The following is a 23,186-nucleotide window of genomic DNA, read 5'->3' on the forward strand; positions in this document are numbered from 1 at the left end:
CTCATGTAGGTAATATATCAAGCAACCGCACTTCCGTTACTGCACTGAAGGAATAACGAAGTCCGCTTTTCACTTCCACACATTCAAATCTTTTTCTACGCAGTAACCCTTTCATAAATACACGTCCGTTCTCTGTTTGAAATAACCGTCCGGCTGGAATGTCGGCAACGGGTATCAATCCATTCTGTCGTGTATTATATTTACGAAGTACCAGTAACAGATCTGTTTCTCCATTGGCAGTAGCTGCCGGATTCATGATGCAGCGGTGTAAAGCTGCCTTAATATCATCAGGAAAAATACCCTTCTCCACAAACTGTATCAGCAGGTTACTGTAGCAGGCTTTCCATTCTGCGCCATGTGCTTCTACCCGATTCCTGTATTGTTCAAAAGTGAGCAGGTGTGCAAGCTCATGTAATAAGGTGAGGAGAAATTCATATTTATTTAGATCACCGTTCACGGTGATGCGGTGATTCTTTCCCATAACAGGATGGCGGTAATCACCCAGCACCGATTTCCTTTTTTTGGTAATGGTAAGATGCACCCGGTAGTGCTGAATATAAGCCACCACCTGTTCAAAACTACCATCCGGAAGAAATGCAGACAGTGCCTGCATAGGATGTTCAGCCCTGGCCATTTTTCTTAGGGTTCTGTTTCAGAAATAACCTTACTTCCAGCCACATGTACATAAGATAAAGCCCCAGACAAACATATACAGAAGCCGCGCTTTTCTCCTTTCCAGCCAGGTATATATAAATCAGCAGCGCAGTAGCAAAACCAATCAGCTTCAAACCCATACCTGCAATGACAGCCCTAACTATGGCATTGGGATTTTTATTGGCAGCTGCTTTTACCTGGAGTAACAAGCTAACCAGCGTGAATAAAAACAACAAAATATTGGCAATCGTAATTACCTCATATTTAATACCCATACTCAGTAACCTGCTTTTCCATACGAGTACACATGCATTAATCAGCACAAAAAGTATCAGTAAGGGTCTGTAAGGTTTCAGCATATAAAAGAATTTCATTTTTTTGAAGTGTCTCTGATGAGCTTTAGCATCAGGCCAGCCAGTGAAAGAAGCGGTAATAACCAGATGAGAAAAGCTTTTTTGAAAGCCCATTTTTCATCCAGCCATTTTCCAAAGTAAACGGTAGTCACCAGAACAATGATCCATTGAGAAGCCATAGCGGCATATTGAAAAACAGAGCCTGTAGGGCGGTCTTTATTCATTGGATATATCTGCTTTGGGAATTTCGAGCGCGATGGTGTCCAGGGAAGAAGGCGTGTTGCCTGACAGCACTTTTTTAACTCCGTCGATATATTGTTCTTTATAACGGATGGCCTGTTCGAGTGAATCGGTTCTCATTTTAAGCACCTGCAAAGCAGTCCGGCTTTCCCTGGTTCCATAGCCCGGGATATAATATTTAAGCGGAGAAAAAGCAATCAGTGCAATGGTTAATCCTACCAGGATTACAAAAACAGTGCTCAGGCCAATATAAACACTCAACCGCGATAAGCGGAAGGTAACCACTTCTTCATAGGTATCGTCGTTCATCACCACCAGACGATAGTTGTTGCGGATACGTTTGAGGTTATTATTATTCTCTGTACTGGCCATACGGTAAAATCTGGTTAAAGGTAATGAGAATCCTGTTTTACCCATCGTTGAACGGGAAATAACTGTATTTTTAAACTGTTTTTATGCACAGTCATCCCAGATTCATATACCCGCGAACCCTTTCCGTTCTCAGCATGGTTGCTTTTATGCTTTTTTTTAGTACGAAAAGCATTGCGCAGCCCTATACAACCATTGAAGTAAAGAAAGAAAAACCTTACGAAAACAGGACCCTGCCCGCTGAAAAAAGCGGTAATAAAAAATTCACCTTACCAAAACGTATCTATAATAATACGGTTACCCATTTCAACTATTATTTCAATGCCAATCAAAGGCTGAATGAAATATTGGAAAGAGCCAGCGAATCGCATAGGGATGACTATACACAGCTATTGTCTTTTTATGACTATGACCTGGAAACAACTGCTCAGGATCAGATAGACACCGTATTGTATAAATGTACTGCCGGTATTCTGTTACATGATCTTCGTAGTGACTGGGTAGACAATTTATATATGCTGATGGGCAAAGCCTACCTTTTGAGAAAGGATTTTGATTCAGCTCAAATGGTGTTTCAATATGTAAACTATGCTTTTGCACCAAAAGATGATGGTTACGATATACCCATCGGTAGTAATGCGAGTAATGCAGGAGGTGTATTTTCCATTTCTACCAACGAAAAGAGAACGCTCTGGAAAAAACTCACCACTACCCTGCCCAGCAGAAACGAAAGTTTTATCTGGATGACCAGAACATTTATAGAACAGAATAAAGTATCTGAAGCCGCGGGTTTACTTGCACTATTGAGAAGTGATGCTTTGTTTCCTGTTCGTTTACAAGCTCAGTTGGATGAATTGAGTGCCTATCTTTTTTATAAACTGAATGCTTATGACAGTGCTGCCAGTTATCTGGTACGCTCCCTGAAAAAAGGGAATACTGAAATCGGCAAAGCCAGATCCTATTACCTGGCAGGTCAGCTGTATGAACTGGCAGGTAATGATAATGCATCCATCAAAGCCTATCAGACAGCCATCCAGTTTTCAAATGATCCATTCATGGAAGTGTATGCGAGGTTGAATATTGCCGCTTTATCAACAGGCGATAAAGACAATGCATTACAGGAAAACCTGAATGAGCTCTTGAAGATGGCTAAAAAGGATAAATATGATGTGTACCGTGATATCATATATTATGCTGCTGCCAAATTGGAACTCAGTAGAAAAAATTATACTGCAGCGCAGCAATGGCTCCTGAAAAGTGTTTCTTTCAGCAACGATAATCCTTTACAAAAACAACAGAGCTTTCTGCTACTTGGCGATTTGAATTACGACAGAAAAGCCTATAGTCAATCTTTCAGGTTTTACGACAGTGTGGATGTAAATATGATAAAGGAAAAAGAGAAGGAAAGAATCAGCACCAGAAAACCTGCACTGCAGCTGATTGCAATGAATGAAGAAAATATTCATCGTGAAGACAGTGTTCAGGTAATTGCGGCCATGCCAGAGGCAGAAAGAGCCGCTTTATTAAAGAAAATTCTGCGGCAGATCAGAAAAGAACGGGGATTAAAAGATACAGAGGAAACTTCTTTTGGCTCCGATCTTCCGGCTTCCAATAATCAGCCTGCTGATCTTTTTAATAACAATGGTGCTGAATTTTATTTTCTGAATAGCAGTTTACGAAGCCGTGGCCTCGGAGAATTTAACAGACGTTGGGGTAACAGACCCAATGTAGATAACTGGCGCAGACAATCGGCAGTAGATAAAGTGCTGCCGGCTCAAAACCAGGCCATTGTTTCCAGTGATACTAAAAACGGACCTAAAAAAGAAGAGTTAACACTAGAAACCTTGCAAAGCAGTATACCACTTACTGAAGAGCAAAAAGAGTTATCGAATACCATGATTATACGTGGCCTTCTTGAAAATGGTAAAATATTTCAGGATCAGCTCGACGACTACCCTTCTGCCATAGAAGTGTACAAGGAATTACTCAGACGTTTCCCCCGTGCTGCAGAAGCGGAAGAAGCTGGATTCAAATTGATTCAATGCTACAGAAAAACCAATAACCTTTCTGCAGCCGATTCATTGCAAGCTGCTTTTGCTAAAAATTTTGCTGATAGTAAGTTTATCAACACCCAGATAAACAGCGACAAGAAAGATCCGATAGCCACAAGCTATACCAATGTTTACAACCTATTTATTGAAGGTAAATTCGACGCCGCCATACAAGCCAAGAAACAGATTGAGCAACAGTACAAAAATTCAAAATGGACCCCTCAATTGCTATACATTGAATCGATCTACTATATCAAACAAAAAGCAGATAGTGTAGCCGTAAACAGGCTTCAACAATTACAAACCAATTTCCCCGGTACTCCGCTGTCTGAGAAAGCGGCTACCATGATTGATGTACTGAACAGAAGGGAGGAAATCGAAAAATACCTGACTGATTTATCCGTACAAAGACCTGCAGAGGCGGTTACCAGAAATATAGATCTTACCGGGCCGGCTACGATTATTAATACAACACCTAAGAAAGACAGTTTAAAAACAGGGGTTCCACAACCCAGAGATATAAAGCAACCTGCGGGTATTAATCTTACCAATACTGTTAAGTCGGCCCCTTTAACGCTGGCGGAACCGGAATATGAATTTGTGCCTACCGACACTCAATATGCCGTAGTAGTGCTCAATAAAGTAGATGGTATGTTTGTAAGTGAGGTTCGGAATGCCTTCACCCGCTTTAATCAGGAACGCTTTTACAACCGTCGTTTACCCATTAATACGGTAACCATCGTACCTGAAATACAATTATTACTGGTAGGGCCCTTCCCTACAGCCAGTGATGCGGTTAGCTATACGGACCTGGTAAAACCACAGGCAGCCAGCAGAATACTGCCATGGTTAAGTGCAGATAAATACGGATTCCAGATCATTAGTCCGGCCAATCTGAGAATATTACAAAATAAAAAGGATATCGCGGCATACCGGGCTTTTATGCAAAAAGCATTACCTGATAAATTTTAACGAGTGGGAAGCACGGCTTCCACAACTCTTCTTTAGTTTTACGCATACTTTTTTGAACCAATAGTGGATGATTATGTCAAAACCTGTTCGCATTTTCTGGCGCATTTTTTTCTGGACACTTGGTGGCGGAATATTGTTTCTGCTGATGATTAACTGGGGCTGGCTGGGCAATATGCCTTCCATAGATGACATTGAAAATCCATCTGCCTCCATTGCCAGTCAGGTATATGCCCAGGATGGTACACTTATGGGTAAATATTACCTGAATGGAGAAGACAGGATCAATGTAAAATACCAGGATATCAGCAAGCATGTTATTCATGCACTGGTGGCCACGGAAGATGAAAGGTTTTATAACCATAGCGGTGTAGACCCCCGCTCGCTTGGTCGGGCATTGGTTTTTTTAGGGCGGGAAGGTGGTGCCAGTACCATTACCATGCAAACGGCTAAAAACCTCTTTACCGATAACTGGAGCACCCGGAATATTTTTCTGCGGATGATTCAGAAGATCAAAGAATCCATCATTGCCATTAAACTGGAAAGGAACTTTACCAAAGAAGAGATTCTTACTTTATACCTGAACACAGTCGCTTTCAGCGATAACGTATATGGTATCCGAAATGCATCAAAAACATTTTTCCAAAAAGAACCTGACAGGCTCAATATTGAAGAATCAGCTGTGTTGATTGGTATGCTGAAAGGTGCTACGATCTATAACCCTAGACGCAATCCAAAACTGGCTCTCGACAGAAGAAATACCGTTATTAACCAGATGGTGCGTAATGAGTACCTGACCGAAGCAGAAGCAGATATGCTGAAACGAAAACCCATTGAACTCAACTACAAAAAGCTAGATGAAACTGCAGGTCTGGGCCCCTATTTCCGTATGATACTTGCTGAAGAAATGAAAAAATGGTGCAAGGAGAACAAAAAGAATAATGGTGATAATTATAACCTGTACAGGGATGGTTTAAAAATTTATACCACCATCAACCCTCGTATGCAGCAATATGCGGAAGAAGCAGTAGCCAAGCATATGAACTTTATGCAGAAATTATTCAACAACCAGGCGAATATTAAAAATAAAACCATTTGGAAGGGTTATGAGAATGTGCTGGAAACTGCCATGAAACAAAGCGATCGTTGGAAAAATCTTGACCGTGATGGTTTATCTGACGAGGAAATCAAGAAGACCTTTTACGAAAAAGTACCTATGCGTGTTTTCGCATGGAACAGCACACGTGAAACAGATACTTTAATGACACCCTATGATTCTATCCGTTATCACCGCCAGATGTTACAGGCTGGCTTCATGGTGATGGATCCGCTAACAGGTGAAATCAAAGCGTGGGTAGGTGGTATTGGTTTTAAAAGCTTTAAATACGATCACGTTAATTTCAATACCAAACGTCAGGTAGGCTCAACCATGAAGCCTTTGCTATACAGCCTCGCTATTGAAGAAGCCGGTTTTACACCCAATACTACCGTTTATGATGAGCAACAGAGTTTTGGCGGTTATGGCATGGTACCTGCTACCAGCAGATCCTGTCAGGGTGGTGCCATGCCCATGGCTTCGGCATTGGCTTTTTCACGAAACTGTGCTTCTGCCTATATTATGAAGCAGTTAGACAGTGAAGGAAACAATGGTGCAAAAAGACTGGTGAATTTTCTGGAGCGTTGCGATTTTAAAACCAAAATAGAACCCTATCCTTCTATCGCCCTGGGATCATGCGAAATATCCTTGTATGAAATGATGCAGGGCTTTAGTATGTTCCCCGGAAGAGGTTTTAATGTGAAGCCCATGTATATTGCCCGTATTGAAGATAGAAACGGTAACGTACTGGCCACTTTTACGCCAAAGAGGAAAGAAGTTATCAGTGAAGTAACTGCTTACTCAGTGGTGAAAATGATGCAGGGAACTGTACAGGTGGGTACGGGTCGCGGTATCTGGGGTTACGGTATGCCTTCTGTTGAAATGGGTGCTAAAACCGGTACCACCAATGAAAACAGTGATGGCTGGTTTATGGGATACACTCCACAACTGATGGCTGGAGCATGGGTAGGCGCCGATGATCGTTTTATTCATTTCAATAAAGAAAGTGCCTGGGGACAGGGCGGTCGTGCTGCGATGCCTATCTGGGCTTATTTCTTTAGTAAAGCTGCGGCTGATCCGAATTGCGGCATCGATAAAAGTGCCCGCTTTGTGAAACCGGATGTTATGAGCAATGATATTACCATTGATTACCTGAACGATTCTACCCCCATTTTGGGAGGCGAAGGAGAAGATGTAGGAACAGGTACTTCGCAAGATTATGAAGTACCACAGAATATAAAACTGGAAGACCTGGGTCCTGAATCTGATGTAAAAATAAATACGCCCAAAATACCGGAGAAAAAGGATGGCAAAACCACGCCACCACCACCGGCAGATAAACCTAAAGCGGTACTTCCTAAAAAACCAGGAGGAGGAAAATAAAAGATTCCTCAGATAACCATGAACGAACTGAAAGTAATAGCATTTGATGCCGATGATACGCTGTGGGTGAATGAACCTTATTTCAGAGAAACAGAAGACAGGTTTTGTGAACTACTGGAAGATTATCTGCCACACCATTCCGTGGCAAGGGAACTATTGCAGGTTGAAATCAGAAATATTAACCTGTACGGTTATGGTGTAAAGGGATTTATGCTTAGTATGATTGAAACAGCTATGGAGCTTTCCCAAAAAACCATCAAGGTGGATGTGATTGAAAAAATTATTGCTTTGGGTAAAGAGTTACTCGAAAAACCCATTGTATTACTGGATGAAGTAGAAGATGTATTACAAACCCTGCATGGAAAATACAAGCTGGTTGTTGCCACCAAGGGTGATCTTCTGGACCAAGAAAGAAAGCTAAGGAAATCAGGGCTTGAACATTATTTCCATCATATCGAGATTATGTCGGAAAAGAAAGAAGCAGATTATCAAAAACTTTTGAAGCATCTTGATATTCAACCTACTGAATTTATGATGCTGGGTAATTCTCTCAAATCAGATGTACTCCCGGTACTGGAACTGGGTGGACATGCAGTTCATATTCCCTACCATACCACCTGGGCACATGAAACCATCGACTCTACCATTGAACATAAACATTTCAAACAGGTATCATCGATTAAAGAAGTATTATCTTTCCTCCTCAAATGAAAACATTATTAGACATTGAAAACTGGAACCGGAAAGATCAATTCCGGTTTTTTAGTCAGTTTGAAGAACCCTTTTTTGGCATCACGGTTCAGGTAGATTGTACAAAAGCTTATCATACCGCCAAAGCCAATGGCTATTCTTTTTTTCTTTATTACCTGCATGCTTCTTTGCAGGCAGCCAATGAAACAGAATCCTTCCGGTACAGGATTGAGGATGGCAATGTATTTCTTTATGATCAGGTGAATGCTTCTCCAACCATTAACCGACCCGACGGCACTTTTGGTTTTTCTTATATGGATTACAATAAAGATTTTCAAATTTTCAGCGAACATGCTAAAATAATTATGGAGGAAGTACGTGCCACTACCGGATTGGTTCCGGCAGTATCGGGTGAAAATGTAATTCATTACTCCTCTATTCCATGGTTACACTTTACCAGTTTATCACATGCCCGTAGCTTCCGCTTTAAAGATTCCTGTCCGAAAATTTCATTCGGTAAAATGATGGAGCAAAATGGTATTCAGCAAATGCCTGTTTCAATTCATGTACACCATGCATTAATGGATGGATTTCATGTGGCACAGTTTGTAGATAGGTTTCAGGAATTATTACTTCAATCTAAATAATGGCATCATGCAAATTCAGGAAGGACTGAAAAGAACAGCCGTTTTATGTGTGCTCCGTAACGAAAATGATTTCCTGCTACTCAAAAGATTTAAGGAACCTAATAAAAATATGTACACGCCTGTGGGTGGCAAGCTGGATCCTTATGAAACGCCTAAAAATGCGGCTCGTAGAGAAACCAGAGAAGAAACAGGTATCATAGTTCCTGATATGCGTTTTTGTGGTGTACTTACAGAAAGTTCACCTACCGGTTATAACTGGACCAGTTTTGTATATGAGGCCACCATCGAAAAATTACCCCCTCCGGCTTGTAATGAAGGCATATTAGAATGGGTTCCTTTTAATAAAATACTGGATATTCCAACGCCTAAGACAGACTGGTATATTTATAATTATCTCCTGAAAAAACAGGCTTTTGTACTGATGGCCAGTTTTGATTCCACCCTTCAGCTCACAGAAATGACAGAAGAACTAACAGGTCAGCAGTTGGTATAACTATATTTTATAAAGCAGTTCCTTTCAGGTTAAAGTTGAGGGAAAACTGATGAAAAAGTTGCCTTTGATAAAAGCCGGTAGCATAACGTATGTGTATTTTAGGAAGCAATACAGCAGTGCCAAATGTAAAACCGTTTAACCCATTGCTGATGTTGAATCCGTTTAAATCCTGTCTGCGCTGAAAATGATAGCCTGTACTCAATTCTATTTTTTCATGCGGAAAAAACTGAGCGGCTAGTACAATATGGTTAAATATTTTCTGAAGGGTATTCTTTTGGGTAAAATCATCATCCCCCTCTCCTGCCCTGAAACTGGTATCGTTATAAAAGTTATTGAACCTGTGAAGATCATGAAAGTTCAGCGAGAACTGAACCGGCGCATTTTGTAACTTTTTAGTTATACCAGCCTGCAAGTCGAAAGGTAATTCTTCCTTTCTGCCCGATCCATCATAGGTACGCAACTGAGTTCCTATATTTTTTACAGCAAAGGCAGCCTGTAAACCATTATCCACATCGTGATAATTCAAAGCTATATCCATCGCAATACCTGATGATCGATACTGACCATATCCTGAGTGTATAAATTTCAGGGTAGCACCATACCACCATTTTTCTTTGTGGTTTCTGGATGCCATTACCTGTACTACATAATCCCTGGGCCTGAAACTACCTGCAATATTTCCGGAAGCATCTGTCTGATCAATATTTCCATAATTGAAATAGTTCACCCCTATTCCAAGATTGGTGTTGGCTTCTTCGAGGTACCAGGCTGTTGTAAGACTGTAATTACTAATACCTGCTACAAATGCATTAAAAGAGGTATTCACCTGCTGATGCATGTCTTTCCGCAACAATGCAGGGTTCTGAAATGCCATCCCAATATCCTTACCCGGTGCAGAAATATTCAATCCGCCCAGTGCAGAAAGTTGAGCGGTATTGGGCTGTTTTAAAAAATTAAATACAGCATTACCTCCCAATGTTTGGGTGGTACCAGTATATGCTGTGATGCAAAGACTCAATAGTATGATGAAGTAACGGATCAATACATTCAAAACTAATATAACTGGAGGAAGAAAAAAGACTGTATTACAATTTTATTGACGTTACCTCATTTCATTTTGTAATATCTGATACCTTATTTTCTCTTTGGTTCCTTACTGTGTGAGAATGCCTTTAGGAATCTAAAAATAAATCCCCCATGGAGATGGGGGATTTTAACCCTTAAAACAACCAACATGAAGAAAATGTTGATGTTATAATAACAAGTATAACAGCCAATGGTTCAGCTATTACATGATTTTAATGTCATACAAGTGCAATATCTACCACCTGCTGCATGGTTTTTACGTAATGAAACTGTACACCTTTGATAAAATCGCCCTCAATTTCTTTTACATCTTTCTCATTCTGAGCACATAGTATAATCTCTTTCAATCCTGCCCTTTTAGCAGCCAATACTTTTTCTTTGATACCACCCACCGGTAATACCTGTCCACGCAAGGTAATTTCGCCCGTCATAGCTAGGTAGGGTTTTACTTTTCTACCCGTGAAAGCTGAAGTAAGTGATGTTAACATGGTAATACCCGCACTCGGACCATCTTTCGGAACAGCACCTTCGGGCACATGTATATGGATTGATTTTTTAGCAAATACTTCCGGGTCAATACCATACTTGCGCGCATTGGCCTGCAGGTAACTCAGGGCCGTACTCGCACTTTCCTTCATTACATTTCCAAGGTTACCTGTTAACTTCAGATCGCCTTTACCCTCTCCGAGAATTGTTTCAATAAAAAGAATATCACCTCCAACATAGGTCCAGGCCAGTCCTACCGCCACGCCCGGCATATTGGCTGTTTTATAGATTTCGTTGCTGTACCGGGCATGCCCAAGTATTTTTTCGATATCTGCTGCCGTTAGCGTGGTTTTGACTTTATTTTTTATAGCCAGTTCCTTTGCCTGATAGCGCATGATAGATGCCAGCTGACGGTCTAATTCACGCACACCACTTTCCCTGGTATAATTTTCAATGATCTTTTCGATCACTTTATCATTCATTTTCACATTTACTTTACCCAGTCCATGTGCTTCTTTTTGCTTGGGTATGAGGTGCCGTTTGGCAATTTCTACCTTTTCTTCTACAGCATATCCACTCAGGTCAATGATTTCCAGACGATCACGCAATGCTGGTTGTATATTCTGAAGATTATTAGCGGTGGCAATAAAAAGTACTTTACTCAGGTCATATTCCAGTTCCAGGTAATTATCGTAGAAACTGTTATTCTGTTCCGGGTCGAGTACTTCCAGCAGTGCAGATGAGGGATCGCCACGGAAATCGTTTCCAATCTTATCTATTTCATCCAGTATCATGACCGGATTCGAGGACTTGCATTTACGAATGTTCTGCAAAATACGACCAGGCATGGCGCCGATATAGGTTTTCCGATGACCCCTGATTTCACTTTCATCATGCATTCCTCCCAGACTCAGACGAACATATTTGCGTCCGATGGCATGGGCAATGGATCGGCCGAGTGATGTTTTACCGATACCCGGAGGACCAAGAAAACAAAGGATCGGGCTCTTCATATCGCCCTTCAGTTTCAGAACAGCCAGGTATTCCAGGATACGGCTTTTAATTTTAGACATCCCATAGTGGTCGATATCCAGTACCTTTTTGGCATTTTTCAGGTCATAATTATCATCTGTATGTTCATCCCATGGTAGATCGAGCATGAGGTCGAGGTGGTTATAAACCACTGAATAATCCGGGGTGCTGGGATGCATTCTTTCCAGTTTCTCGATCCCGGTTTTAAAAAGATGCTTAGCTGTATCTGGCCATTTTTTATTTTCTGCCTTTTTTTTCATTTCCGCAATCTCTCTCTCATTGGTATCGCCTCCCAATTCTTCCTTAATACTTTTCAGTTGCTGCTGAAGAAAATAATCACGTTGTTGTTTATCTATTTCCGTACGTGTTTTGTTGGTTACTTTATCCTTCAGTTCAGCAAACTGCAGCTCACGCTGCAGTATATGGATGAGTTTTTCCGCACGCTGGTGTATATCATGTATTTCCAATAAGCCCTGTTTTTCCTGCAAATCACTGTTCAGGTTACTGCTGACAAAATTGATGAGGAAAGAAGGGTTTTCGATGTTTTTAAGAATAATGGAAGCTTCCGTTGGCAAATTGGGCGACAGCTGTATGATCTGGGTAGCCAGGTCTTTGATACTGCTTACGATGGCATTAAAGTCTTCCTGCTTGGGTACTTCATCATCGGCCAGCATGCGGATCGATGCTCTGAAATAGGGATCTTCAGCAACCATACCCAGTAATTCAAACCTTTTTTTACCCTGAATAATAATGGTGGTACCTCCATCGGGCATTTTAATCAGCTTCACAATCTTGGCAATGGTACCAATAGAGCAGAGATCCTTGGGTTCAGGATCTTCTACATTTACATCTTTTTGAGCCACAACGCCAACCAGTTTATCCTGCTTGTATGCCTCGTTAACAGCTTTGATACTTTTATCTCTACCCACTGTGATCGGTAAAACCACCCCTGGAAAAAGTACGGTATTTCGAAGTGGTAAAATGGGGAGTGTATCGGGAATGACGGTATCCTTATCAAAATCGCCATCGTTTTCATTGATGGGTATGATGGGCATAAAGTCTGTATCGTCCTCGGATCTGAAAAAAAGTTTCTCGTTCAACATAATTCAATTTCATTCTTAAGCCAGATTGGCATGAATAGCCAACCCATTACCGAAAAGGTAAGTCGGCAAAAATAGGTCAATATTGATGCCATCCGGCCAAAAAAGGGAAGATTGGTACAAACTGTCGTAAAAAAAATCTCCCACCAGAGGTGGGAGACTTTCTATCCCGATAGAATCGGGAAGCTTCTTGCAAGAAGTAATATTGTCTAAAAACAAATACTACTAGTGAGCAGCTGGAGCAGCAGTTGTGTCAGCAGCTTTTGCTGTAGTGTCAGCAGCAGCAGTTGTGTCAGCAGCAGCAGGAGCTACAGTTGCAGTTGTGTCAGCAGCAGGAGTTTCAGTTGTTTCACTTGAATTACATGCAGCGAAGAAACCTGCAACAGCTAAAATTGCGAATACTTTTTTCATTGTACTTGTTTTTTAAAATTGTTTTATTTGGGCGCAAAGATAACTGTCTAATTGTCTTTTGCAAATTTTTAACAGCATTTTTTATTTCTTTCTGAAAAATATCCTGACGGGTACCCCTTTAAAATTAAACTGTGTTCTGAGTTGATTTTCCAGATAATTGCGGTAGGGTTGCTTGATGTCGTCAGGATAATTGGTGAAAAAGGCAAAAGATGGTACTACTGTAGGCAGTTGGGTCACATATTTAATTTTTACAGTATTTCCTCTTACCACAGGAGCATGGTATGCCTGTACCGCTTTTAACATCACATCATTTAATTGTGAAGTGGGAATCTTTCTTTTTTTGTTGTCGTATACTTCCAGGGCTATTTCGATGGCTTTAAAAATCCTTGTCTTGTCTTTTACAGAGATAAACAGAATGGGTACATCTGTAAAAGGAGCGATTCTTTGTTTTAAAGTTTTTTCATAATCACGCGCTGTATTTGTTTCTTTTTCAACAAGATCCCACTTATTTACAAGCACAACTATCCCCTTTCCTTTACGGGATGCCAAACTAAAAATCGTGACATCCTGGGCGGTAATACCCTTATCCGCATCGAGTACCAGCAAACAAACATCTGCTTCATCCATGGCCTTGATGGCCCTGATAATAGAATAAAATTCCAGATCATCCTTTTCCTTACTTTTTTTACGAATACCTGCTGTATCAATCAGCATAAACTCCTTTTGAAAGAGTTTATAATGGGTATGGATGGTATCGCGGGTGGTGCCGGCAATATCACTAACAATGGTTCGCTCTTCGCCTACCAGTGCATTCAGCAGCGATGACTTACCTACATTGGGCTGACCTATAATGGCAAACTTGGGTAATCCGTCTTCGTTGGTGGTTTCAGCTGAATCTTCTGGTGAAATAGCCGCTGTAATAGCATCCATAACCTCACCCGTTCCACTTCCTGAAATACTGGATATGAAGAAGTTATGAGCGAAACCTAAACTATAAAATTCAGTAGCTTCCAATTCTCTCGTTCCATTATCTACCTTGTTCACCACCACATATACCGGCTTGGTTGTACGCCTGAGCATATCGGCCATAGCTTCATCCAGATCGGTAATACCAGTAGCCACATCCACCATAAAAACGATGGCATTGGCTTCATCAATGGCTATTTTAACCTGTTTACGGATCTCTTTTTCAAAAATATCCTCGGTATTGGGCACGAAACCACCTGTATCAATCAGGTTAAATACCTTTCCGTTCCAATCTGCAATACCATACTGGCGGTCTCGGGTTACCCCACTGATATCATCCACAATGGCTTTTCTGGTTTCAAGGAGTCGGTTAAAAAAAGTACTCTTACCCACATTTGGCCTTCCCACAATTGCTACTGTATATCCCATGATTCAATTGATATTTTAAATAAATAGTTTAATTATATTGTAATAAATATTTGATTATCATATTATTGATAACCGTATTCGTTTAGTTGCATTTCATTATCTCTCCATTTAGGTCTTACCTTAACAAAAAGTTCAAGAAACACTTTCTGCCCGATAAAAGCCTCTATATCGGTTCTGGCCAGGGTACCTACCTGCCGTATCATCTTGCCTTTTTCGCCGATGATAATAGCTTTCTGACTTTCCCGCTGTACAATAATATCTACCTGTATTTTCACCAGGCTTTCCTTTTCCTTAAACTCATTTACCATCACAGCGGTATGATAAGGTATCTCATCGCCAAACAATTCATATATTTTCTCCCTTACCATCTCTCCCACAAAAAACTTGGTAGGAAGATCGCTCAGGTCGTCTTCATTGTAAAAAGGCATTCCTTCCGGAATAGCTGTCATTATAACATCGAGCAATTTCTGGAGGTGGATTTTCTGTAAGGCCGATATTTTTACGAGTTGCTTACAATAGGCTTTACCGGCGAAAAAAGCTTCCGCTTCTGCTATCTTCCCATTAGCGGCCTTATCAATTTTATTGAGGACGAGTATGGCCGGTACTTTTAACCTGAGGGAACTGAATATTTTATCACATTCCAGAAAGTCGTCGTTGGCATCTACCATGAGCAATGCCAGGTCAGCATCTTCCAGCGCACTTTTAACAGACGACATCATCCGCTCATGCAATTTGTACTTTGGGTCAATGATACCCGGTGTATCTGAAAAGATAATCTGGTATTCTCCCGGCTTGTTTAAAAAAGCCTTTATTCTGTGGCGGGTGGTCTGCACCCTTGGCGACACAATAGCCATTTTCTCTCCTACCAATGCATTCAGCAGGGTGCTTTTCCCCGCATTGGGGCGACCAAATATGTTCACAAATCCTGATTTCATAACAAGTTGGGAAGTCGGAAAGTCTGTAAAATGGAAGCGGAAACCCAGATGAGAACGAAACAATAAGGTGTGCAAGAATTCTTTACAAAACCCGCATCTTTCATTATTCAGTATCCAGAGAAGCCCCTAGCCGAATTACGAGTCATTCTGACTCAAAATTATATCTTTTGAATACAAAAGGCCTCCAAAATGAGGCCTTTCGAATTTTCTGTTGCGAGGGAAGGGATCGAACCTCCGACCTTCGGGTTATGAGCCCGACGAGCTACCGCTGCTCTACCTCGCGATGTATTGGGCTGCAAAGGTACGGGTGTAGAACTTCTCCTCCAAATATTATTTAACTTAATCATCAGATCGGCGCTTCACTGTGGCGCCACCGCTGGTATTGATATCTCTGATGAGTCCTTCGCCTTTATAATATATAGCACTGGCTCCACTGGCCGTTGCATTCAGTTCCTTATTTACGGTTACCCTTACTACCGATGCACCGGAAGCATCCACCTTACAGTTTTCAGCGTTGATATCGTAACCACGGATATCACTGGCACCATTGGCATTGATACCTAACATCTTTACACTTCCATTTACAGTGATACGCGATGCCCCACTCGCTTCCAGTTTAAGGTCCGACACTTCCACATCACCTTTAAAATCACTGGCACCCGACATCTCTATCAGCAACCGTTCCTGTTTTATTTTTCCTGACACTTTCACATTGCAGGCACCACTCGCTTCTATCCGGTTTAATTCTTTAAAGGTAACATAGGCTTTCATTTTATGATTACCCCAGTTTTTCCAGTTGAGCCCCTTTCCGTCAAAATAAATACGCAGTGTATTGCCACGCATTTCTGTACGTATACGGGCGGTAATTTCATCCGATCCAGCACTTACAGCTACAGCATCTTCTGTTCCTTGCGAAATGTACAGATCAATGGCACTGGACACATCAATGGCCGTATAGCCCTTATGGTTCCTTACTTCCGCATTACCATCATATACCAGGTTTTTCTCCACCTGCGACATTGCCGGCACCATGGCTACCAAACCTATTAATAAAATAAATATTCTTTTCATATAGGGGGTTTTGTGTATAACGGGCTTCATGCTGTAAAGTTACAGTTGGGGGTAATTTACACATTTACTACTTTTGTACCTGATCATTCCTCGGGGTGCTTTCCCGCATATGGCGGGAGGGCTGAGATAATACCCGTTGAACCTGAACAGGGTAATTCCTGCGAAGGGAAGGCGTACATTTTTGGTCGTACCTCTCCTATTAGCTATTCCCCTGTTCCCATTTGTAAACTTTTAAACCATTTAAAATGAAAAAGTTTTTGGGAACAATGTCACTGACATTCCTCATCCTGCTTGTTGCCGGGCAAAACAAAAACACCCTCCGGGGCAAAGTAACCGACAAATTGAATCACCAACCCATTGCAGGTGCTATTGTATCTGTTGATGGTTCACAAACCACTACCAACGATAACGGATCTTTCTCCATTTCATGGGTAGGAAACGCACAACTGCTGACCATCAAAAGTCTCGGTTATCGAAACAGGGAACTCAACCTTTCCGACTTCTCCCGTACCGACGCCGTTATCGAGTTGGAACCGGGTAGTCTGTTTCTGCAGCCACTGGAAGTAAGATCTATCCGTGCCGCTGATAAGGCCCCATTTGCCAAGACCAATATTGGTAAAGAAGAAATTGTAAAAACAAACCTCGGACAAGACATTCCCTTTTTATTGAACCAGACCCCATCTGTGGTCATCAATTCAGATGCAGGTAATGGTGTGGGCTATACCGGTATCCGCATCAGGGGTACCGATGCCACCCGTATCAATGTAACATTAAATGGCATTCCCTACAACGATGCAGAAAGCATGGGTACATTTTTTGTAAACCTGCCCGATTTTTCTTCCTCCGTTAACAGCATACAGGTACAAAGAGGGGTGGGAACTTCGTCTAATGGTGCGGCAGCATTTGGCGCCACCATCAACCTTTCTACCAATGAGTTCAACGATAAAGCCTACACAGAATTCAATAACAGCTTCGGTTCTTTTAATACCCGCAAGCATACTTTAAAAGCGGGTACCGGTTTATTGGGTAAACATTTCACTGTAGACGCAAGGGTGAGCAGTATACAAAGTGATGGGTATATCGACCGTGCCAGTAGTAACCTGAAATCATTTTATGTGAGTGGTGCATGGCTCAACCAAAAATCATCACTCAGGTTGAATGTGTTTAGTGGTAAAGAAAAAACTTATCAGGCATGGTATGGTGTACCGCAGGCATTACTTGAAACAGATCGTACCAATAATCCGGCCGGTACAGAAAAAGCGGGTTCACCTTATGATAATCAGACAGATAATTATACACAAACGCATTACCAGTTGTTCTTCAACCATGCTTTTAACAGTTTCTGGTCCTTACAGACTGCTGCATTTTTAACACGTGGCTATGGCTATTATGAAGAATATAAAGCCAATCAAAGGTTTGCTAGTTATGGCTTGCCTAACCCTGTTGTAAACGGATCAACTGTTACACGTACCGATCTGGTTCGCCAGCGCTGGCTGAATAATTATTTCTATGGTCAGAATATGTCATTGCAGTACCGCAAACAGGGAAATGAATTTACACTCGGTGGCGGATGGAGCACCTATGTTGGCGACCATTACGGTACCCTTCCCTGGTTACAAACAGGTACCGCACCGTCAGGTTACAGATATTATAATAACCCTGCACTGAAAAAAGATGCCAACCTTTTTGCAAAATGGCAGCAAACCATCCTGAAAAATCTATTTGGTTTTGTAGATCTGCAATACCGGCATGTAAGGCATACCATGAGAGGATTTCAGAATAATCCCCTGTTGTTGGTTGATAGAAATTTCAATTTCTTCAATCCTAAAATCGGTATTACCTACCGAAACAATAACTGGCAGGCTTTTGTGAGTTATGCTATCGGTCATAAAGAGCCCAACAGAGATGATTTTGAAGCGGGTATTATCAGTCAGCCCAAAGCTGAAAAATTAAAAGATCTGGAAGCAGGGATCGATTACAGACAAAGTAACTTACAGATTGGCGCGAATTTCTACTACATGAACTATATCAATCAACTGGTATTAACGGGGCAGATCAATGATGTAGGTGCGTATACACGTTTTAATGTACCAAAGAGCTATCGTTTGGGTGTAGAGTTGCAAGCTACATGGAAACCAGCCATTTGGCTGTCTGTTGGGGGAAACCTTACCATCAGTAAAAACAAAATCAAATCCTTTACAGAATATACCGATAATTACGATTCAGGCAATCAGGATGCCGTACAGAGAAAAAATACTGATATAGCTTTTTCGCCCGCTACAGTAGCTGGCACACAGCTAATGTTTTATCCTGCCAAACAATTCGAACTGGGTGTTCTCGGAAAATATGTTGGCAGACAATATATGGATAACAGCCAGCTAAATAGAAGTAAGCTGAACGCTTTTGCAACACAGGATGTACGGATTAGTTACAGTTTTGCTCATAAAGTATTCAAACAGATTCAGTTGATTGCCCAGGTTAATAACCTTTTCAATAAATTATATGAGCCGAATGGTTACAGCTATAGTTATACAAGTGGTGGTGTATTGTACACAGACAATGGATATTACCCTATGGCCGGCAGAAATTTTATGGTAGCGGTGAATCTGAGGTTTTAAAACAGAGGAATCAGCAATAAGGAACAGAGAAATCAGAAAGAAAATACCGTACCACTTTCTGATTTCTCTGTTTTTTATTTTTCTGTTTCTTATTTATATTTTTCCTGCCACGCAAGCATCCCTCCGCTTACATTGATCACATGCTGAAAACCCATGGTTCCGAGGATGAGGCAGGCCTGTCCACTTCTGTTTCCACTGCGGCAATACACATACACAGGTTCTTCTTTGAAATCTTCAATATCATCCACCTGCATGGTTTGCACTTTCCCCAAAGGCAGTAGTATACCACCGATATTAAACTCCGCGTGTTCATGTGGCTCGCGTACATCTACCAGATGAATAGATTCTCCGCTATCTAATTTTGCCTTGAGTTCTTCTACAGTAATAGTTTGCATCATACAAAAAGTTGGTTATTTAGTTTTGACCGGGTGGAATAATGACTCTTCCGGTATCTTTTATAGGCGCAACATTACTGATATAGATATCCATCAGTTGCCCCTGACGAATTTTATTGGGTGTACGGTTACCGGCATCATCCAGCATTTCCGACAAATATTCGGGTGATTGTCTTACCACAAATGCCGTTGCAGAATCGCGAATAGAGCCCACCGCTACCACTGCACCCACATTAATACTCATGCTCGACAGATAAGAACGTGCTTCGGATAGGGTCATACCTATCAGATTGGGTACGTCCATCTCATTACCACCTAATCCACTTCCTAATACAAAGCTAATGGTAGCACCGAGTGGTACTTTATCACCCTCTTTTACCGGTACCCCATTGTACAACTGTTCCAGTACAGAATTTCGTGCGATATCCGGTTTATAGGTAATGCTGCCCATTTTTAACTGAAGACTCTGAAGATAGAGTTCGGCACTTTTTACAGAATAACCGATAAGACTTGGCATTTCAACCTGTGGGGGCACCATTCTGTTTACAGTGAGATAGATGGTTCTACCCGTTTTTACCGTTGCATCGGCTTCAGGTGTTTGTCGTACCACTGCCAGTTTAGGAATGCTGTCTACATACACAGAATCCTGAATTTCTACTTCAAAACCTGCCTGTTCCAGCAATTGGGTTGCGGCTGTAATTTCCTGTCCTGTTACAGATGGCACTTTAGTAGTATTTCCATAACCGGTAAACCATCCCAGGAGGGAGAAAAATAAGATGATCAGAATGAGGATAATTCCCAGTCCGGCCAGCATATTTACCCAAAGGGGTTTTCTTGTAATTTTCTCAATGAATTGTTTCATGCCTTATGCAAACCTAAAATTTATCTGCAGAATAAAGAACAAGTTAAAGGATTCCCTCTGTGTAGCTGCCTGCAGAAGATTATTTTCTCAAATTTTAACGAACTGCTTCATTAACTACTGCTGTATAAAAATCTTTCAACGACCAACCCATGGCCCTCACTTGCTGCGGAATTACACTGGCTTCACTTTGGCCGGGTACCGTATTTACCTCCAGCATAAACGGTTTTTGCAGATTCGTGTCGTAGATAAAGTCGATACGCACCACCCCTCTGCAATTTAATACCTCATATACACGTTTTGCAGCCGTTTCCAAATCCGTTTTTATTTGGTCGTTGATCTGGGCGGGCGTTGTTTCAATGCTTTTCCCCTGATATTTTGCTTCAAAATCAAAGAATTCATTCTTTGTTTCAATTTCTGTAATGGGCAATACCTGAATATTTCCTGTCGACTTAAAAACACCAACCGTAAATTCCCGTCCGCTGATAAATTCTTCTACCAATAACTGACTATCTTCTTTGAACCCTTTTTCAAGTGCTGCGGGTAATTCTTCTGCTGTATTCACTTTGCTCATACCAATGCTGCTACCACCGCTATTCGGTTTTACAAAAACAGGCAGACGCAGTTGTTCCAGAATGGTTGCCGGTGCCACAGGGGTATGTTTAAAAAGGTGCATAGACTTCGCTACGTTAATACCGCTGAAGGAAGCTACGGCTACTGTATAACGTTTATTCATGGTAAGTGCAGATGTAGCAGCATCGCAACTGGTATAAGGCAATCCCAGCATATCAAAATAGCCCTGTAGTTTACCATCTTCACCTGGTGTGCCGTGTATACATAACAGCACTACATCAAAATGAACCACTGCACCCATATCGGTTATGGAAAAGTCATCACGGTTTACTTTCGACTGTTCACCGGCTTCATTTTCATACCACCATCCTGTGGCATTGATATCAATTTTATACACGTCAAATAATGCTCTGTCGAGATGATTGCCAACAGTAACAGCACTTTTATAACTGATCTGGGCTTCTCCGCTTAGTCCACCAGTAACCAATGCCAGTTTTTTCTTCATGATAATGTTTCAGGTTTTCAACAAAGATAGGGAGAGGGATGGCAGATGTAAGATCGCAGATGTGAGATATCAAAATAAATCTGAGATCTTAGAGCGAAGATTTGTAACTGCCAAAAAAAGGTGAAGAAACTACCCGTCTCTTCACCTCACGTTGACGGGAAATATCACCCGCCGTTACTAGTTGTCGTATGTTCAGATACAACAATATTGATACATTAAATATACAAAATAATGATGGCAGATGCAAGCTTTTAACGCAAAAGTTTGGCACACCTGCCTGTGCATTAAATGTGCATTTTATCCTTTTTAGCCAGTAGTTCCTCTACGGTTTCCTGATACATTTCATCGGGAACACAGCAGTCTACCGGACATACCGCAGCACACTGGGGTTCTTCGTGGAAACCCTGACATTCAGTACACTTATTAGGTGTAATATAATAAGTATCAACGCTGATGGGGGCAAATCGCTGATCGGCATCTACAGCTGTTCCATCCATTAGCGTAAAACTACCTTTGATAGTTGTACCATCTGAAATGGCCCATTCCACACCACCTTCATAAATGGCGTTATTAGGACATTCAGGCTCGCAGGCACCACAATTAATACATTCTTCGGTTATTTTGATAGCCATATAAATGGGTTTGTTGGGTTAGTGATTCTACATTTGCTTTCCAAAAATACGGTTGACAAATGATTTTACAAGAACGAATTCAGTTACTGGCCCGTTTGGGTGAATATATGTTGAACAAAGATGAGGAATGGCTGTCGGTACAGGAGAGGGCTTATCGCGAAAATGCATGGTTTATTCCTGAGTTTCTGGATCGGTCTATTCAGCAGATTGCACATCATTTTCTGCAGCCGGCCCTTTTAGCAGAATGGGCCACACATTATGGAGTAAAAGATGAACCTGTAAGTCCTAAAACCATTGGTATCGTAATGGCCGGAAACATTCCATTGGTTGGCTTTCATGATTTTTTGTCGGTATTTATCAGCGGACACCCGATGGTGATCAAAACATCTTCAAAAGATGAATGGCTCATCAAGCACCTGGTTAAAAAGATGTACGAATGGGAAATTACCGTTCAGAATCAGATCTCCTTTGCAGAACAGCTAAAAGGCTGTGATGCTTATATCGCAACAGGTTCCAACAATTCAGGGAGGTATTTTGAATATTATTTCGGCAAATATCCGAATATTATCCGTAGAAACAGAACCTCTGTAGCTGTTCTCGACGGTACAGAAACAAAGGAAGAATTGTCTTTACTGACCGATGATATTCAACTTTACTTTGGACTCGGCTGCCGTAATATTACACAGTTGTATGTTCCGGTCGGTTATGATTTTATCCCCTTGCTGGAGGAGCTGAAGCAATATGCTTTCCTCATGGACTATCATAAATACAAACATAATTACGATTACCATCTGGCCCTCCTGATCATGGGTAACAAATACTACATGAACAATGATTCGGTCATTCTTACCGAAAACATATCTCCTTTCTCGCCGGTGAGCCAGGTACATTATACTTATTATACAGATAAAGAGAGCTTATCGGCCGAACTAAAGGGCAATACCCATATTCAATGTGTGGTAGGCCATGATTTCATTCCATTTGGACAGGCGCAACAACCTAAACTTATGGATTATGCAGACGGGGTAGACACCATGGCTTTTTTGCAGCAATGGTCATAACCCATCGGTGAATAAGGGTTAAAAGAGGAGAAAAGTCCATTATAATGTACAGAGAATCAAGTAACTTTCAGGTTGGTTAGTG

The 23,186-nt window shown here is 41.4% G+C and carries 21 protein-coding genes, 1 tRNA gene and 1 riboswitch; of the genes, 7 read left to right on the forward strand and 15 right to left on the reverse strand.

Annotation, left to right across the window (positions count from 1 at the left end; all coding sequences use genetic code 11):
- Position 1 precedes the first annotated feature (1 nt).
- From BC659_RS01885 to BC659_RS01900, 4 genes are read right to left on the reverse strand one after another with little or no spacing between them, the layout of a single operon-like run.
- A complete protein-coding gene (locus BC659_RS01885; RefSeq protein ID WP_133472888.1) occupies positions 2-634 on the reverse strand; it encodes a SprT-like domain-containing protein in 633 nt (210 codons plus the stop codon).
- Entirely contained in the window at positions 621-1,013 is a 393-nt protein-coding gene (locus BC659_RS01890; RefSeq protein ID WP_133472889.1) for a hypothetical protein, read from the reverse strand. Before BC659_RS01890 ends, BC659_RS01885 begins: the two co-directional genes overlap by 14 nt.
- Positions 1,014-1,024: 11 nt before the next feature.
- Positions 1,025-1,231 carry a hypothetical protein gene (locus BC659_RS01895; RefSeq protein WP_133472890.1) on the reverse strand — a complete coding sequence of 69 codons (207 nt, stop codon included), beginning with the start codon at positions 1,229-1,231 and terminating at the stop codon, positions 1,025-1,027.
- A complete protein-coding gene (locus tag BC659_RS01900; protein WP_133472891.1) occupies positions 1,224-1,619 on the reverse strand; it encodes a hypothetical protein in 396 nt (131 codons plus the stop codon). Before BC659_RS01900 ends, BC659_RS01895 begins: the two co-directional genes overlap by 8 nt.
- 83 nt (positions 1,620-1,702) lie before the next feature.
- Here BC659_RS01900 and porW point away from each other — a divergent pair, with 83 nt between their 5' ends.
- The 5 genes from porW (at position 1,703) to BC659_RS01925 (ending at position 8,945) form a co-directional block, all read left to right on the forward strand.
- Complete coding sequence (gene porW, locus BC659_RS01905) at positions 1,703-4,639, forward strand: type IX secretion system periplasmic lipoprotein PorW/SprE (protein ID WP_133472892.1); 2,937 nt, start codon at positions 1,703-1,705, stop codon at positions 4,637-4,639.
- Between the two features lie 73 nt (positions 4,640-4,712).
- Complete coding sequence (locus tag BC659_RS01910) at positions 4,713-7,115, forward strand: transglycosylase domain-containing protein (RefSeq protein ID WP_133472893.1); 2,403 nt, start codon at positions 4,713-4,715, stop codon at positions 7,113-7,115.
- A gap of 18 nt (positions 7,116-7,133) precedes the next feature.
- The gene (locus BC659_RS01915; protein WP_133472894.1) at positions 7,134-7,826 is read left to right on the forward strand and encodes an HAD family hydrolase; all 693 of its coding nucleotides are present in this window, start codon (positions 7,134-7,136) and stop codon (positions 7,824-7,826) included.
- Entirely contained in the window at positions 7,823-8,452 is a 630-nt protein-coding gene (locus BC659_RS01920) for a chloramphenicol acetyltransferase (RefSeq protein ID WP_133472895.1), read from the forward strand. Before BC659_RS01915 ends, BC659_RS01920 begins: the two co-directional genes overlap by 4 nt.
- A gap of 7 nt (positions 8,453-8,459) precedes the next feature.
- Positions 8,460-8,945 carry an NUDIX hydrolase gene (locus BC659_RS01925; protein ID WP_133472896.1) on the forward strand — a complete coding sequence of 162 codons (486 nt, stop codon included), beginning with the start codon at positions 8,460-8,462 and terminating at the stop codon, positions 8,943-8,945.
- A gap of 7 nt (positions 8,946-8,952) precedes the next feature.
- Here the strand turns inward: BC659_RS01925 and porQ are convergent, their stop codons facing one another.
- From porQ to BC659_RS01960, 7 genes are all read right to left on the reverse strand, one after another.
- The gene (porQ, locus tag BC659_RS01930; protein WP_162847323.1) at positions 8,953-9,996 is read right to left on the reverse strand and encodes a type IX secretion system protein PorQ; all 1,044 of its coding nucleotides are present in this window, start codon (positions 9,994-9,996) and stop codon (positions 8,953-8,955) included.
- A 253-nt stretch (positions 9,997-10,249) separates the two neighbouring features.
- Entirely contained in the window at positions 10,250-12,652 is a 2,403-nt protein-coding gene (gene lon / locus BC659_RS01935; RefSeq protein WP_133472898.1) for an endopeptidase La, read from the reverse strand.
- A gap of 222 nt (positions 12,653-12,874) precedes the next feature.
- On the reverse strand, positions 12,875-13,060 hold the full coding sequence (locus tag BC659_RS01940; RefSeq protein ID WP_133472899.1) for a hypothetical protein: 186 nt from the start codon (positions 13,058-13,060) through the stop codon (positions 12,875-12,877).
- An 81-nt stretch (positions 13,061-13,141) separates the two neighbouring features.
- On the reverse strand, positions 13,142-14,455 hold the full coding sequence (gene der, locus BC659_RS01945) for a ribosome biogenesis GTPase Der (RefSeq protein ID WP_133472900.1): 1,314 nt from the start codon (positions 14,453-14,455) through the stop codon (positions 13,142-13,144).
- A gap of 62 nt (positions 14,456-14,517) precedes the next feature.
- Positions 14,518-15,390, reverse strand: coding sequence for a GTPase Era (gene era / locus BC659_RS01950; protein WP_133472901.1), 873 nt, complete (start codon positions 15,388-15,390; stop codon positions 14,518-14,520).
- A gap of 211 nt (positions 15,391-15,601) precedes the next feature.
- Positions 15,602-15,673 (reverse strand) — tRNA-Met (locus BC659_RS01955).
- Between the two features lie 56 nt (positions 15,674-15,729).
- Positions 15,730-16,461, reverse strand: coding sequence for a head GIN domain-containing protein (locus BC659_RS01960; RefSeq protein ID WP_162847324.1), 732 nt, complete (start codon positions 16,459-16,461; stop codon positions 15,730-15,732).
- An 81-nt stretch (positions 16,462-16,542) separates the two neighbouring features.
- Positions 16,543-16,647, forward strand: a riboswitch (TPP riboswitch).
- 59 nt (positions 16,648-16,706) lie between these two features.
- Between BC659_RS01960 and BC659_RS01965 the strand changes: the two genes are divergently transcribed.
- A complete protein-coding gene (locus BC659_RS01965; protein ID WP_133472903.1) occupies positions 16,707-19,079 on the forward strand; it encodes a TonB-dependent receptor in 2,373 nt (790 codons plus the stop codon).
- An 89-nt stretch (positions 19,080-19,168) separates the two neighbouring features.
- Here the strand turns inward: BC659_RS01965 and BC659_RS01970 are convergent, their stop codons facing one another.
- From BC659_RS01970 to BC659_RS01985, 4 genes are all read right to left on the reverse strand, one after another.
- Positions 19,169-19,477 carry a rhodanese-like domain-containing protein gene (locus tag BC659_RS01970; RefSeq protein ID WP_246027066.1) on the reverse strand — a complete coding sequence of 103 codons (309 nt, stop codon included), beginning with the start codon at positions 19,475-19,477 and terminating at the stop codon, positions 19,169-19,171.
- Between the two features lie 16 nt (positions 19,478-19,493).
- Positions 19,494-20,336, reverse strand: coding sequence for a PASTA domain-containing protein (locus BC659_RS01975; protein ID WP_133472904.1), 843 nt, complete (start codon positions 20,334-20,336; stop codon positions 19,494-19,496).
- Between the two features lie 94 nt (positions 20,337-20,430).
- Positions 20,431-21,411 carry a D-alanine--D-alanine ligase gene (locus tag BC659_RS01980; RefSeq protein ID WP_133472905.1) on the reverse strand — a complete coding sequence of 327 codons (981 nt, stop codon included), beginning with the start codon at positions 21,409-21,411 and terminating at the stop codon, positions 20,431-20,433.
- 284 nt (positions 21,412-21,695) lie between these two features.
- Entirely contained in the window at positions 21,696-22,043 is a 348-nt protein-coding gene (locus tag BC659_RS01985) for a 4Fe-4S dicluster domain-containing protein (RefSeq protein WP_133472906.1), read from the reverse strand.
- A gap of 59 nt (positions 22,044-22,102) precedes the next feature.
- On the opposite strand from BC659_RS01985, the gene BC659_RS01990 reads away from it, so the two are divergent.
- Positions 22,103-23,104 (forward strand): aldehyde dehydrogenase family protein, encoded by a 1,002-nt coding sequence (locus tag BC659_RS01990; RefSeq protein WP_133472907.1) that lies wholly within the window; start codon positions 22,103-22,105, stop codon positions 23,102-23,104.
- Positions 23,105-23,186 lie beyond the last annotated feature (82 nt).

The sequence above is a fragment of the Sediminibacterium goheungense genome, assembly GCF_004361915.1.
GTDB lineage: Bacteria > Bacteroidota > Bacteroidia > Chitinophagales > Chitinophagaceae > Sediminibacterium > Sediminibacterium goheungense.

Coding starts and splice junctions, on each gene's coding strand:
- BC659_RS01910 (WP_133472893.1), top strand. CDS start 4,713: ATGTCAAAACCTGTTCGCATTTTCTGGCGCATTTTTTTCTGGACACTT.
- BC659_RS01890 (WP_133472889.1), bottom strand. CDS start 1,013: ATGCTGAAACCTTACAGACCCTTACTGATACTTTTTGTGCTGATTAAT.
- BC659_RS01985 (WP_133472906.1), bottom strand. CDS start 22,043: ATGGCTATCAAAATAACCGAAGAATGTATTAATTGTGGTGCCTGCGAG.
- BC659_RS01965 (WP_133472903.1), top strand. CDS start 16,707: ATGAAAAAGTTTTTGGGAACAATGTCACTGACATTCCTCATCCTGCTT.
- BC659_RS01975 (WP_133472904.1), bottom strand. CDS start 20,336: ATGAAACAATTCATTGAGAAAATTACAAGAAAACCCCTTTGGGTAAAT.
- BC659_RS01990 (WP_133472907.1), top strand. CDS start 22,103: ATGATTTTACAAGAACGAATTCAGTTACTGGCCCGTTTGGGTGAATAT.
- porW (WP_133472892.1), top strand. CDS start 1,703: ATGCACAGTCATCCCAGATTCATATACCCGCGAACCCTTTCCGTTCTC.
- BC659_RS01895 (WP_133472890.1), bottom strand. CDS start 1,231: ATGAATAAAGACCGCCCTACAGGCTCTGTTTTTCAATATGCCGCTATG.
- BC659_RS01900 (WP_133472891.1), bottom strand. CDS start 1,619: ATGGCCAGTACAGAGAATAATAATAACCTCAAACGTATCCGCAACAAC.
- BC659_RS01920 (WP_133472895.1), top strand. CDS start 7,823: ATGAAAACATTATTAGACATTGAAAACTGGAACCGGAAAGATCAATTC.
- BC659_RS01915 (WP_133472894.1), top strand. CDS start 7,134: ATGAACGAACTGAAAGTAATAGCATTTGATGCCGATGATACGCTGTGG.
- BC659_RS01885 (WP_133472888.1), bottom strand. CDS start 634: ATGGCCAGGGCTGAACATCCTATGCAGGCACTGTCTGCATTTCTTCCG.
- BC659_RS01940 (WP_133472899.1), bottom strand. CDS start 13,060: ATGAAAAAAGTATTCGCAATTTTAGCTGTTGCAGGTTTCTTCGCTGCA.
- era (WP_133472901.1), bottom strand. CDS start 15,390: ATGAAATCAGGATTTGTGAACATATTTGGTCGCCCCAATGCGGGGAAA.
- BC659_RS01980 (WP_133472905.1), bottom strand. CDS start 21,411: ATGAAGAAAAAACTGGCATTGGTTACTGGTGGACTAAGCGGAGAAGCC.
- BC659_RS01925 (WP_133472896.1), top strand. CDS start 8,460: ATGCAAATTCAGGAAGGACTGAAAAGAACAGCCGTTTTATGTGTGCTC.
- der (WP_133472900.1), bottom strand. CDS start 14,455: ATGGGATATACAGTAGCAATTGTGGGAAGGCCAAATGTGGGTAAGAGT.
- BC659_RS01970 (WP_246027066.1), bottom strand. CDS start 19,477: ATGATGCAAACTATTACTGTAGAAGAACTCAAGGCAAAATTAGATAGC.
- BC659_RS01960 (WP_162847324.1), bottom strand. CDS start 16,461: ATGAAAAGAATATTTATTTTATTAATAGGTTTGGTAGCCATGGTGCCG.
- lon (WP_133472898.1), bottom strand. CDS start 12,652: ATGTTGAACGAGAAACTTTTTTTCAGATCCGAGGACGATACAGACTTT.